13 protein-coding genes and 1 pseudogene are annotated in these 12,356 nt (G+C 74.6%); 2 read left to right on the plus strand and 12 right to left on the minus strand.

What is annotated here, in order from left to right:
- The 4 genes and pseudogenes from Ae331Ps2_RS33490 to Ae331Ps2_RS21835 all read right to left on the minus strand — a co-directional run.
- Positions 1-382, minus strand: a pseudogene (locus Ae331Ps2_RS33490) (IS5/IS1182 family transposase); the annotation flags it as partial.
- Between the two features lie 128 nt (positions 383-510).
- The gene (locus tag Ae331Ps2_RS21825) at positions 511-879 is read right to left on the minus strand and encodes a MerR family transcriptional regulator (protein ID WP_075306758.1); all 369 of its coding nucleotides are present in this window, start codon (positions 877-879) and stop codon (positions 511-513) included.
- A 40-nt stretch (positions 880-919) separates the two neighbouring features.
- Positions 920-1,846, minus strand: coding sequence for a TIGR03854 family LLM class F420-dependent oxidoreductase (locus Ae331Ps2_RS21830; RefSeq protein ID WP_249265572.1), 927 nt, complete (start codon positions 1,844-1,846; stop codon positions 920-922).
- Between the two features lie 20 nt (positions 1,847-1,866).
- Positions 1,867-2,445, minus strand: coding sequence for a TIGR03086 family metal-binding protein (locus tag Ae331Ps2_RS21835; protein WP_170918286.1), 579 nt, complete (start codon positions 2,443-2,445; stop codon positions 1,867-1,869).
- A 175-nt stretch (positions 2,446-2,620) separates the two neighbouring features.
- Between Ae331Ps2_RS21835 and Ae331Ps2_RS21840 the strand changes: the two genes are divergently transcribed.
- Complete coding sequence (locus Ae331Ps2_RS21840) at positions 2,621-2,953, plus strand: DUF3817 domain-containing protein (protein WP_075306756.1); 333 nt, start codon at positions 2,621-2,623, stop codon at positions 2,951-2,953.
- 465 nt (positions 2,954-3,418) lie between these two features.
- On the opposite strand, the gene Ae331Ps2_RS21845 is transcribed toward Ae331Ps2_RS21840, so the two are convergent.
- The 5 genes from Ae331Ps2_RS21845 to Ae331Ps2_RS21865 form a co-directional block, all read right to left on the minus strand.
- Positions 3,419-3,919 carry a hypothetical protein gene (locus Ae331Ps2_RS21845; RefSeq protein ID WP_139318743.1) on the minus strand — a complete coding sequence of 167 codons (501 nt, stop codon included), beginning with the start codon at positions 3,917-3,919 and terminating at the stop codon, positions 3,419-3,421.
- A gap of 90 nt (positions 3,920-4,009) precedes the next feature.
- The gene (locus Ae331Ps2_RS21850) at positions 4,010-4,837 is read right to left on the minus strand and encodes an SWIM zinc finger family protein (protein WP_075306754.1); all 828 of its coding nucleotides are present in this window, start codon (positions 4,835-4,837) and stop codon (positions 4,010-4,012) included.
- Positions 4,830-7,913, minus strand: coding sequence for a DEAD/DEAH box helicase (locus tag Ae331Ps2_RS21855; protein ID WP_075306753.1), 3,084 nt, complete (start codon positions 7,911-7,913; stop codon positions 4,830-4,832). Before Ae331Ps2_RS21855 ends, Ae331Ps2_RS21850 begins: the two co-directional genes overlap by 8 nt.
- Positions 7,914-7,922: 9 nt before the next feature.
- Positions 7,923-8,543 carry an alpha/beta hydrolase gene (locus Ae331Ps2_RS21860; RefSeq protein WP_075306752.1) on the minus strand — a complete coding sequence of 207 codons (621 nt, stop codon included), beginning with the start codon at positions 8,541-8,543 and terminating at the stop codon, positions 7,923-7,925.
- Positions 8,543-9,469, minus strand: a complete 927-nt coding sequence (locus tag Ae331Ps2_RS21865; RefSeq protein WP_249265338.1) for a VOC family protein — start codon at positions 9,467-9,469, stop codon at positions 8,543-8,545. Before Ae331Ps2_RS21865 ends, Ae331Ps2_RS21860 begins: the two co-directional genes overlap by 1 nt.
- 173 nt (positions 9,470-9,642) lie before the next feature.
- Between Ae331Ps2_RS21865 and Ae331Ps2_RS21870 the strand changes: the two genes are divergently transcribed.
- Positions 9,643-10,458, plus strand: a complete 816-nt coding sequence (locus tag Ae331Ps2_RS21870) for a helix-turn-helix domain-containing protein (protein ID WP_075306750.1) — start codon at positions 9,643-9,645, stop codon at positions 10,456-10,458.
- Here Ae331Ps2_RS21870 and Ae331Ps2_RS21875 read toward each other — a convergent pair.
- The 3 genes from Ae331Ps2_RS21875 to Ae331Ps2_RS21885 form a co-directional block, all read right to left on the minus strand.
- Positions 10,422-10,907, minus strand: coding sequence for an SRPBCC family protein (locus tag Ae331Ps2_RS21875; protein WP_075306749.1), 486 nt, complete (start codon positions 10,905-10,907; stop codon positions 10,422-10,424). The genes Ae331Ps2_RS21870 and Ae331Ps2_RS21875 overlap by 37 nt on opposite strands.
- Positions 10,904-11,248, minus strand: coding sequence for a helix-turn-helix transcriptional regulator (locus tag Ae331Ps2_RS21880; protein ID WP_075306748.1), 345 nt, complete (start codon positions 11,246-11,248; stop codon positions 10,904-10,906). Before Ae331Ps2_RS21880 ends, Ae331Ps2_RS21875 begins: the two co-directional genes overlap by 4 nt.
- A gap of 66 nt (positions 11,249-11,314) precedes the next feature.
- Positions 11,315-12,301, minus strand: coding sequence for a pirin family protein (locus Ae331Ps2_RS21885; protein ID WP_043279172.1), 987 nt, complete (start codon positions 12,299-12,301; stop codon positions 11,315-11,317).
- Positions 12,302-12,356: the final 55 nt, after the last annotated feature.

Below are 12,356 nucleotides of genomic sequence, written 5' to 3' on the forward strand. Positions count from 1 at the left end.
GGTCGACCCCGGGGGTGAGGCCGAGCGCGCGGCACCGGTCGGTGGCGATCAGGGTGCCGTCGAGATTCACGTGGGTGTGCCCGGCTGTGCGGGCGGCGAGCAGGGCTCCGTGCAGGCCGGGTGCGGCCGCGGCGAGGACGTCGATGCCTTCGTGCAGGTAACGGTAGGCCGTTGCAGTGCTGATCGCGTTGTCACCGGCCAAACATCGGACCCGGGTAGCATCACAGAACCAGCGGATCACCAGCACTGCCTGGGCGAACGGGGTCAACGCCCGCCGCCGGGTGCCACGTCGACGGCGTTGAAGGACCAGGAGCCGCGCCAGATAGGCCACGGTGCGCTCCCCGATCGGGAGGACAGCGGTGTAGGTGACAGGATCAGACATGCAGGACCTCGGTGACGGTGTCGATCTGTGCTGGACCGAACCGATCTACCGGGGTCCTGCCCCGTTCCCGCTCATCTCACCACCCTCGGCGTGTCGCCACGACCTGCCACCCCGCTACTGAGAACACCTCAGTGCCGGGCGTCGACGTCCCGCTCGACGACCGGACCGGGGTCGGCGAACGCGTCGACGAAGACCTCCGCGGCGGCGAGGGCGGCGTCCTGTGCGGCTCGGGCCGCGGCCAGCTCGGAGCGGAACCCGGCCACCACCGCGCGGGCGTCGGCCGGGGAGGCCAGGGCGGCTCGGATCCGTTCCAGGGGCGTGTCCGCCGTGCGCAGGGCTGCGACGAGCACGGCGTCAGCGAGCTGTCCGTTGCCGTAGGAGCGGTGCCGGGTGAACGGGTCGACCCGGGTCGGCCTGATGAGGCCGCGCTCGTCGTAGTGCCGCAGGGCCTTGACCGTGAGGCCGGTGATCCGGGCGAACTCCCCGATGCTCAACATGGTCGCAGTGTGGGACCTCCCGTCGGGGGAGGAGCAAGCCTCACCCGGACTCCAGCGGCCCCAGCTCGGCGACGAACTCGTCGAGGAACCGGGCCCAGTCCCGCGCCGGGGCGGCGGGGCGCACGACGAACTTGGTCAGCCCGCCCTCGACGTGGCGGCGGATCTGCTCGGCGGCACCGTCCCACCCGCGGGCGACGAGCTGCTCGGGGTCGGCGTCGGGCCGCTGCTGGGCGGCCCGGTGCAGCGCCTGCTCGGCGGCGGCGTCGGACCCGTCGCCGGGCAGCACGACGGTGACGTTCGTGCCGTAGTGGTCGTCGTCGATCGCCCGGCCCGCGTCGCGGGCGGCGGCCTCGATCACGGTGCGGGCGCGGGCGGACTCGTCGGGGGTGAGGAAGCTGCCCAGCCAGCCGTCGGCGAGCCGGCCGACCCGGCGCAGCCCGACCTCGGCACGCCCGCCGAGCCACAGGTCGAGCGTGCGGGTCGGGCGTGGTGCGACCGACGCGTCGTCGAGGGTGAAGAACTCACCGTGGTGGGTCACCGTCTCCTCGGACACCAGCCGGCGCAGCACCACCAGGGACTCCTCGAACACCGCGGCCCGGGTGCCGGGGACGGGGAACAGCTGGCGTTCCGACGGCGTCGCCGCACGCAAGCCGAACGCCGGCAGGATCCGCTTCGGCGCCAGCACCGCCAGCGATGCGAGCTCGGCCGCGAGCAGCATCGGGTTGCGGCCGGGCAGGATCGTGACGCCGGTGCCGACCTTGAGGGTCCGGGTCCTGGCGGCCGCCCACGTGGTGCCGACCAGCGCGTCGACGCCGGGGGCGGAGACCAGGTCGGGCAGCCACAGCGAGTCGACGCCCGCGCGGTCGAGGGCGTCGACGAACTCGTCGAACTCCGAGCCCGGGTCGGTGGTGCGCAGCCCCACCGAGCCGACGCCGATGCGGACCTTGCCGTGCGGGGAGGCCACCACACCGGTCGACGGTACCCGCGTCAGCGGCCCCGGCGCGGGTCCCGACCGCTGTTGCCCCGCGCCCGGTCGAACGGCGGCGCGTCGGCCGGCACCGCGACGACCGGTCCGAACAACCCCTCCCGCGACGCCTCCTGACCGGGTGCGGACATGGCGCTGGTGAACTCCAGGACGGCGGCGACGGCGTCGTCGTCCGGGGTGAACGGGCGCCCGGTCGCGACGGCGAGGTCCCAGCCGTGCAGGACCAGCTCGTCGAGGGCGATGACCCCGGAGACGTCGGCCGGCAGGTCCAGCCCGCCCGCCGCGGTGAACCCCTCCCAGGCGGCCGGCTCGCGCCAGGCCTGCGCCAGCGCGTCGAGCCGGGCCGGGATCGCGGTGCGCCAGTCCGCGACGAGGTGCGCGGCATCGGCGCTCGGCGCGGTGCCCGCGGCCTCGGGGGACTTCTGCGCCGCGACCCGGAACGCCCACGCCAGACCGTGCAGGTGGTCGAGCAGGGCGGCGACGGACATGCCGTCGCACGGGGTCGGGTCGTGGAGCTGGTCGTCGCGGACACCCGTGACGACGTCGGCCACGGCGCGGGCTGTCGGGGCGAGATCGAGCACGGATGCCACCTCCGGTCGGGTCGGCGCCCCACGGACGGGGCCCCTGCCCACTCCGACCGGCCACGGCGCCGGATCTCATCGCGGGACGTGTATTTCGACACCCGGTAGAAGGTGGGGCGGGGACTACGGCAGAGTGGACGCCAGACGTCCCGCCCGACTGGAGGAAGCCCCCGTCATGAACGACCCGTCCCTCGTCGCCAAGGTCTTCCGTGCCGTGGCGATCGCCGAGGCGCTGTCCTGGACCGGTCTGCTGATCGGCATGTTCGTCAAGTGGGTGCTGGCCACCACCGAGGTCGGGGTGCAGGTCATGGGGCCGATCCACGGTGCGCTGTTCATCGCCTACGTGCTCGTCACGCTGTGGACCGCGCGGCTGTTCCGCTGGGACCTGCGCACCACGGTGATCGGGCTGCTCGCCAGCATCCCGCCGCTGACGACGATCTGGTTCGAGCGCCACACCGGGTCCACCGGCCGCCTCGACCCGGCCCGTGCCCGGGCCGTCGCCGGCTGAGGGCCTCCCGGATCCGCGCGCCGCTCTTGACTTTTGAGGTAAGCCTAGGCTAACTTCAGGACGTCGCTTCGTGGTGGGAGCGGCGCGTCAGTTCGGGAAACACGGCCCGGCCGCATCGACCACAGCGGCCGGGCCGTCCCGCGTTCCGGGGTCCGTGCGGGTGCCGTGTCGCCGGTGCCGTGTCGCCGGTGCTGCGGCCTCGGTCTTCACGTCCTCGGTGTCCACGTCCCCGGTGTCACGGCGCCCCCGGCGGGTACGGCGAGGTCACGAGCGTCGGCTCGGGCCTGCTCGCGCGCCACGGCACGGCCGGCTCGTCGGTCGTTCGGCAGCGCTGCCGGGGGAATCCGGTGGAGGCCGTTGACAACATAGGTAAGCCTTGGCTAAGTTTCACGTGTCGCTTCGTGGTGGGAGCGGCGCGTCAGTTCGGGACGAGGGCCCGGTCGCTCGACCACGGCGACCGGGCCCTCACATTTCTCCGGCTCGGTCGTCGCCCGGGGCGGGCTTCCGGATCAACCACAGACGCAGCCCCAGCTCCGCACCCATGGCGATGGCGAGCACTACGACGTAGAAACCCGTGTCGGCGAGGTCGCCACCCACCCACCAGTGGGCGGCCCCGGCGACGATCACGAACAGCGGCAGCAGCAGCAGTGCGTGAAGGGTCTCCGCACGATCCCGCTCGGGTGTCACGTGCGTCCCGTACCGCCGTCGGCCGATCGCCCGCGCGACCAGCCACACGGCGAGCAGGGCTGCTACCAGTACGAGCACGGCACCGGACCAGGTCGCCCCCGATGCGTCCCGCAGTCCGAGCGGGCGGCCCAGCAGGGTGACCATGCCGAGCCCCCCGGCGACCACCACCGCCTGCAGCTCCAGGCAGCGCCGTCGCAGCTGCACCAGCTCCGCGCGCTCGTCGGTCTCGTTCCTGATCTGCTCCTGCGACGTGCGCAGGGCCGTCCACGGACTACGCATCCCGGCCTCCCGTCTGCGGTGCGTCATGTCGGGCACGGATCTCGTCGGTCTCCGCGGTGGGCAGCGCGAACAGCTGCTCCGCCCGGCTCCTCACGCGTCCGGGTGGGCCAGCGCCTCGTACACCGGCCGCAACGCGTCGGTCAGCCGCCCGCCGCCGGCCCGCAGCGGCGGCTCGGGAACCTGGTCCAGCACCGCACCCGGCCCGGTGTCCGGCGGACGCGGGGGAGCGGACCCGGGCGCTCCCTCCCAGAAGCGGTCCAGCAGGTCCGCCAGCGGCACCGGCCCGGCCGGTGCGGCCGGGCCGTCGGTGCGGTCGCGTTCGGCCCGCAACCGCTCCAGCAGCGCGTCCCGGTCTCGTCCACGCAGCGTGAGCAGGGTGAACGGGTCGGTGTCGCAGCGCTCGGCCAGCACGTAGAACACCGCGGCCAGGTGCTTGCACGGCACCGTGTGGTCCGGGCACGAGCAGTCCTGCGAGAGGTCGGCGCCCTCGGCCGGGAACAGCGACAGCCCCAGGCCGTCGAGCAGCTCCTCGATCTCCGGGGGCACGGTCCCCGCCAGCAGGGCCGCGGTGTACCAGGCGTCGGCGGCCAGGGCCTCCTCCACGCGCCGCCACTCGGTCTTGTCCCAGACCCGCAGCCCGATCCGGACCCGGTAGGGCTGCGGCCGGGTGCCCTGGACGAGCGCGACCACCGCGCCCGCGTCGACGTCGAGCGACACGATCTGCCCCGACCGGGCGTAGCTGCGGCCACGCGAGAGCCGCCCGCCGACGCCGAGCCGCTCCAGCACGGCCAGGAACCGCCCCGACCACCAGGTCCGGGCGACCGCGCCCCTCGTCGCGTGGATCCGGATCCCGCCCTCGACACGGCGCGGCGGCCCACCGGTGAAGTCCTCCTGCGCCCAGAACGGCCGGTCACTCATCGCCGTCTCCGGTGTCCTCGTCGGGATCGGCCACCGCGTCGGAGCCGAGCGCGAACACCTCGCGCAGCTCGGCGGTCGACAGCGACGTCAGCCAGTCCTCCCCGCCGGTCACCACCATGTCCGACAGCGACCGCTTCGACGTGACCAGCTCCTCGATCCGCTCCTCGACCGTGCCCGGGCACACGAACCGGCGCACCTGCACCGCGCGCCGCTGCCCGATCCGGAACGCCCGGTCGGTGGCCTGGTCCTCGACCGCCGGGTTCCACCACCGGTCCAGGTGGATCACGTGGTTCGCCGCGGTGAGCGTGAGCCCGGTGCCGCCCGCGCGCAGCGACAGCAGGAACAGCTGCGGCCCCTCCCCGGACTGGAACCGGGCGACCATCTCGTCGCGCCGCTTCTTCGGGATGCCGCCGTGCAGGTAGAGCACCTCGGTGTCGAACCGCGCCGACAGGTGCGGGCGCAGCATGGCGGCGAACTCGGTGTACTGGGTGAACAGCAGCGCCCGGTCCCCGGCGGCGAGCACCGGCTCCAGGATCTCCTCCAGCCGGGCGACCTTGCCCGAGCGGTGCCGCCCGCCGGCCCGGTGGATCGGGGACCCGTCGTGCAGCAGCTGGGCGGGGTGGTTGCAGACCTGTTTGAGCTTGGTCATCGCGGCCAGCACGTTGCCGCGGCGCTCGATGCCGTCGCTGTCCTCGATCTTCTCCATCATGTCGTCGACGACGGTCCGGTACAGCGATGCCTGCTCCTGGGTGAGCCGGTGGTCGGCCACGATCTCGATCTTCTCCGGCAGGTCGTCGATCACCGTGGGATCGGTCTTGACCCGCCGGAGCAGGTAGGGCCGGGTGATCCGGCGCAGCGTGCGGGCGGTCCCGGCGTCGCGGTGACGCTCGATCGGCACCGCGAACCGCTGCCGGAACACCTCCGGGACCCCGAGCACCCCCGGGTTGAGGAAGTCCATCACCGACCACAGCTCGGCCAGCCGGTTCTCCATCGGCGTGCCGGTCAGCGCGACCCGGTGGCCCGCGTCGAACGAGCGCATCGTGCGCGACGCCGCCGCGTGCGCGTTCTTGATCATCTGGGCCTCGTCGAGGACGAGCCGGTGGAACCGCCACGCCCGCAGGTCCTCCGCGTCGCGGGTCGCGGTCGCGTAGGTGGTGACGACGAGGTCCACCGCGCCGAGCCGGGCGTGCAGCGCGTCGCCGCGCGGACGGGCGGCACCGTGGTGGGCGTGCACCCGCAGGCCGGGGGCGAACGTCGCGGCCTCCCGCTGCCAGGTGCCGACCATCGACATCGGGCACACGATCAGGGTCGGGGCGCCGGTCGGCCCACCGGCGCGGTCGTGGGCCTCCAGGGCCAGCAGCTGCACGGTCTTGCCCAGCCCCATGTCGTCGGCCAGGCAGGCCCCCAGCCCCAGCGACGACAGGAACGCCAGCCACGCCACCCCGCGCTCCTGGTAGGGGCGCAGCGTCGCGGTGAACCCCGGCGGGGACGGCACCGGCGTCAGCGCCTGGTCGGCGGTGCCCTCCAGCAACGCCCCGAGGTGCCCGCGGGCGGACACGTCGGTCACCGGCAGCGGGGCGTCCGCGTCGCCGCGGGCCGCGGCCAGCACCTCCCCGACGGTGGGCGGCCGGTCCCGGTGGCGACGCAGGAAGTCCAGCCCCTGCGCCAGCGCCTCGGCGTCGACGGCGACCCAGCGCCCGCGCAGGCGGACCAGCGGTGCCTTCGCCGCCACCAGCGCGGCGATCTCGGACTCGCCCAGCTCCTCGTCACCGACGGCGAGCGACCACCGGAACTCCGCCAGCTCGTCGCGCCCCAGCCCGCCGCGGGTGATCACCCCCGGCGCAGGGGCCGACGACGCCGAGAGCCGCAGCCCCAGGGGCCGGCGCCCGTCCCAGCCGCGCGGCAGCGCCACCCCGAACCCGGCCGCCAGCAGCGCCGGCGCGTCCCGGGTGAGGAACCGGTGCGCGCCGGCGACGTCGAGCGGGAGGCCGGTCGGCCGGGCCCGGCGCAGCGCGGGCACCAGCCCGGGCAGCACCTGGGCGGCCCGCCCCAGCTCGGCCAGCAGCACGTCCTGCGCGCCGGCGACCAGGGCGTCGGCCTCGCCGGCCCACACCCCGGCCGCGTCGAACACCAGGCTCGGGTCCTCGGTGGAGCGCAGCGCGAAGTGCAGCTCCCACCGGGTGCCGTCACCGGTCTGGTCGTCGAGGTCCGGGCCGGGGTCCGCCGGGTCGTGCAGCGTGGACACCTCGGCGAGCCGGAACAGGGCGGTGGCGGCGCCGGGCTGCTCGCGACCGACGTCCTCCCACACCGACAGCGCCTCGCGCAGCGCCTGCAGCCCGGCCCCGGTCGCGGGCAGGTCGGCCGACGGCCCGGTCAGCGCGTGCAGCAACGCCGCCGGGGCGTCCGCGCGGGCGGGCAGCGGGAGCGGCATCGCGGCGCTGCGCCCCAGCCGCTCGCGGACCGCGGCGTCGGTGAACCGGGCCAGCGCGGCGTCGACCAGGGCGTCCGGGTCCTGCCCGGCGACGTCGCCCGGGCGCCGCTGCTCGGCCCGCGCGACCGGCGGCAGCCGCCGCACCAGGTCCGCGCGGGCCACCGCGTCGAGACCCTGGACGACCGGGCGCCAGCGTGCCGCGGGTCGCCCGGACTCGGTCAGCAGCACCGGCAGCACCCGGCCGCGCGCCGCGAGCTCCTCGGCGAGCCGGGCGAGGTCGGCGAGATGGGCGAACCCGGCGCCGTAGCGGACCTCGTCGGAGGGGTCGGTCAGCTCGGAGGGGTCGACGACCACCGCCGGCACCGTCCACGGCGCCAGCGTCGGCGTGGCCCGGCTCCGGGTACGTGGCCGGGAGCGGACCAGCCCGGGGGAGTCCTGCGGGCCCGACGGCTGCGAGGGCAGCAGCACCGTCACCGACGCCGGCTTGCCCGGATGGATCGCGCCCAGCTCGTCCGACGGCACCGCGAACGGGTGCGGCCGCGCCGTGCGCAGCGACCGCCGGTCGGTGCGCGGGGTGCGCTCGCCGTCCTCCGCCCACAGCAGGACGCCGCGGGCGGGGGAGTGCAGGGCGTGGACGACGAACACACCCCCACGCTAGAGGCGACCCCCGACAGCGACCGCGTGCAGGAGTCCCGCTGCGGCCGCGCACGCCTCGTCGGTGATCACGTGCTCGTCGCCGTCGTCGATCCGCAGGTCCACCCGCGCACCTCCGGCGACCAGCAGCGACGCCGTCTCCTCCACCCGGTGCGCCGGTACCCACGGGTCGTGCGAGATCGACCGCAGCACCGCGGGCGTCGGGGCCAGCGAGCCGCCCGGCGGCGCCGGGACCGGGTCCGGCCCGACGAAGCCGCCGGTGAACAGCACCAGCCCGGCGCACGGGCGCGGGTCGCGCACCAGCAGGTGGTGCGCGGCCAGGCAGGTGCCCTGGGAGAACCCCCACAGCACGACCCGGTCCCGGCCGACACCGTCGTCCGCCAGCCGGGCCAGCCGGTCGTCGACGACGTCGAGCGCGCGCAGCAGGGCGTCCCGGTTCTCGTCGAACGGCTCCAGGAACGGCTTCGGGTACCAGCTGCCGCCCGGTGCCGCCGGCGCGACGAACCGGGCGGGCACGTCCCCGAACCGGGCCGCGGTGGCCCGCATGTCGTCGGGGTCGCGGCCCCGCCCGTGCAGGGCGAGCACGACCAGCGGCGCGTCCGGGTCCCCCCAGGTGGTCATCAGCCCTCGATCGGTTCCAGCTTGGCGAAGATCTCCTCGCGCCGGTCCTCGAACTGCTCGGGCAGCTGGAACCGGGTGCCGAGCTCGTGCGGCGACTCGTCGCAGGTCCAGCCGCCCTCCTCGTGGGTGACGGCCAGCTCGAACAGCGCCCCGCTCGGCGTGCGGACGTAGACGCTCTTGAAGTACTTGCGGTCCTTGAGCTCGGAGATGTCGGTGTAGCCGGCGCCCTCGATGTCGAACTTCACCGCGTCCTGGTTCGCCAGGTCGGACACGTTCCAGGCGAAGTGGTGGTAGGTGCCCGCGCCGTAGCGCCAGGTGCCCTGGTCGTCGCGGCGGTTGACGGTGATCTCCAGGTGGTTGCCGACCTTCGCGTCGCCGATCCGGAGCCCGACCACGTCGCCGTCCTCGGCGGGGGCGCCCTGGGCGAAGAACGAGGTGTCGGCGAACTCGACCATCCGGTCCGGGGTGGTCATGTGCACCCCGACACCGTGGATGCCGTGGATCGCGTGCTCGGCCGAGACCCCGTTGCCCTCGTAGCCGCGGCGCGGGTCGGCGGCGTTCGCGACGAACTGGTACTCGATGCCCGACGGGTGGGCGAACGCGAGCCGCCGCTGGTCGAACCGCTCGACGTCGGCGACCTCGATGTCGTGGGAGCGCAGCCGCTGCGCCCAGAAGTCCAGTGAGCCGTCCGGCACCGACAGCAGCACCTCGCGGGCCTGGTTGGTGCCGCGGGTGCCGAACTGGCCGGCCTGCGCCCACGGGAACGTGGTGACGACGCTGGACGGGTCGCCGTCGGCGTTGGAGTAGTAGAGGTGGTAGATCGGCAGCGAGCCGTCGAACAGCACGGTGCGCTTGATGAAGCGCATGCCGAGGATCTTCGTGTGGAAGTCGACGTCCTCCTGGGCGCCGGCGACGGACAGGGTCACATGGTGCGAGCCTTCGACATGAGCCACGTTCGGAGACGTTAGGAACGCCGCGGCCGCGGCACATCGCCGACGGGCGCAGACCGCTGTCGTCGGAGTGCACGCCCGCCGCGGCCCGCGGGCGGCTGCTGCGTGACTAGGCTGGGGGCGGCCACCAGCACGACCAGGAGCCGCCGATGACGACCGTCGCCGACCGTCCCACCCACTCCGGCCCGGCTCCCGGCCCGGACGGCGTCGAGTTCGCCACCGTCACCGGCGACCTGCCCGCCCCCGGCGACGACCGTCTCGTCCTGGTCGTGGCACTCGCGGGCAGCGCCCTGCTCGGCGACGGCGAGCCGCTGGTCCCCGGGCGGTGGGCGCTGCTGGACCCGGCCCGTCCGGGCACGCCCACCGCGGACGGGGCGTTCCGCGCGCTGTGCGTGCGGTTCCCCCGCGACCGCGTCGAGCCCCGCGGTGAGCCGCTCCCCGGGGTGGCGGGCACGGCGTTCGAGGCGGGTCCCGGCCTGGCCGGCTACGTGTGCGACACCCTGCGGCACCTCGACGCCCACCGGCTCGCCATGGGGCCGCACGCCGCCGTCGCGGTGCGGCACGCGGTGGACCTGGTCGGGGTGCTGCTGCGCAGCGTGGCCGGGGTCGAACCCGCCCCGCACTGCGACCTGCTGGACCGGATCAAGGCCCACATCGAGGCGAACCTCGGCGACCCGGACCTCGCCCCCGCCGGGATCGCCGTCGCGCACTTCGTTTCCGCCCGCCACCTGCACAACCTGTTCGCCGGGACCGGGACGAGCGCCGCGGCCTGGATCCGCGCGCGGCGGGTCGAGATGTGCCGGCGCGACCTGGCCGACCCCGCGCTGGCCGACGTGCCCGCCGCGGCGATCGGGTCGCGGTGGGGGTTCCGCGGTCCGTCGCACTTCGGGCAGGTGTTCAAGCGCGCGACCGGGCTGACCCCGGCGGCCTACCGCGAGGCCAGCAGCTCGTCGAGTCGCTCGTAGCCCTCGTTCACCCCGACCTCCATGCCCGAGGCCAGCATCGCGTCCCGGGCCGCCCAGGAGTCGTACAGCGACTCCGCGACCAGCCGGGTCCGGTCACCGGGCAGCGGGGTCAGCGTCATCGTCTCCAGGCAGACGCTGTCGCCGAAGCCCTCGAAGGTGAAGGTCTGCACGATCCGCTCCGGGGCCCGGACCTCGTGGAACGAGCCGAAGAAGCGGTACTCCCCGTCGTCGTCGGCGTGGGTGTAGCGGTAGCCGCCGCCGGTCACCGCGTCCCAGCGGTCCACGGTCATCCGCAGCCTGCGCGGGCCGAGCCAGCGTCGCACCTCGTCCACCTCGACGTGGGCGCGGAAGACCCGCTCGGGCGGTGCCTCGAACTCCCGCGTGACGCGGATGGCGGGCAGGTCCTCGACGGTGTCGATGGCGGTGCCGCGGGTGCCGGTGGTGCTCATGCCGTCTCCTCGTGCTCGGTGGGCGCGGTCTCCTCGGCGAGCAGGGCGTCGAGGCGCGCGTAGCGCTCCTCCACCTGCCGCCGGTACCGCTCGATCCAGGCCGTCATCAGGTCGAAGACCTCCGCCTCCAGGTGCACCGGACGGCGCTGGGCCTGCCGGCTGCGCCGGACCAGGCCGGCGTCCTCCAGTACCCGGATGTGCTTGGAGACGGCCTGCACGGAGACGTCGTAGGGCTCGGCCAGCTCGTTCACGGTCGCGTCGGCCGTCGCCAGCCGGGCCACCATGTCGCGCCGGATCGGGTCCGCCAGCGCGGCGAAGACCCGGTTCAGCCGGTCCTCCACGTCTCCTCCTCGTTCAACCTCGCGGTTGAACAGACCGTAGCGCGGGGACGGCTCGTATTCAACCCGTCAGTTGAACGAGCCGGGGAGCGACCCGTGCGGCACGTAGTCCGACGGCACCACGCCGAGGCGGCCGCGCTGGTAGTCCTCGAACGCCTGCTGGACCTCCTCGCGGGTGTTCATCACGAATGGCCCTGCCCAGGCGACGGGCTCACGGATCGGCTGCCCGCCCAGCACCACGACGTCCAGCGACGGGTGGCGGGCCTCCTGCGCGGTGTTGCCCTCGACGGTGATCAGGTCCCCGGGCCCGAAGACCGCGAGCTGACCGGTCCGGACCGGGCGCCGGTCGGCACCGACCGTGCCCGCCCCGGACAGCACGTAGACCAGCGCGTTGTACGGCCGCGGCCAGGGCAGCCGCAGCTGCGCGCCGGGGGAGAGGGTGGCGTGCACCATCGCCATCGGGGTGTGCGTCGAGCCCGGCCCGGACACGCCGGCGACGTCACCGGCGATCACCCGCAGCAGTGCGCCGCCGTCGGGCGTGGCGACCAGCGCGGACTCGCCGCCGCGCAGGTCCTGGTACTTCGGCGGCAGCCACTTGTCCGCGCGCGGCAGGTTCACCCACAGCTGCAGGCCGTGGAACAGGCCGCCGCTGCGCACCAGCGACTCCGGCGGGCGCTCGATGTGCAGCAGGCCCGATCCCGCGGTCATCCACTGGGTGTCGCCGTCGGTGATCGTCCCGCCGCCGCCGTGGCTGTCACCGTGCTCGAAGGTCCCGTCGATGATGTAGGTGACGGTCTCGAACCCGCGGTGCGGGTGCCAGGAAGTGCCCTTCGGCTCGCCCGGGGCGTACTCGACCTCACCCATCTGGTCCATGTGCAGGAACGGGTCGAGGTCGCGCAGGTCCACCCCCTGGAAGGCGCGGCGGACCGGGAAGCCCTCGCCCTCGTAGCCGCGCGGGGCGGTGGTGACGCTGCGAACGCCCCGGTCCAGGTCGGTCGGGCCCGGAACGGGCACGCGGGGCAGGGCGCTGACGTCGGCGACGGAGACGGCGGGCATCGGGACCTCCACGGTCGGTGGTTGTTGCACGGTCAACGACTGTGCTGGCGTCCCG

Source organism: Pseudonocardia sp. Ae331_Ps2 (genome assembly GCF_001932405.1).
GTDB lineage: Bacteria > Actinomycetota > Actinomycetes > Mycobacteriales > Pseudonocardiaceae > Pseudonocardia.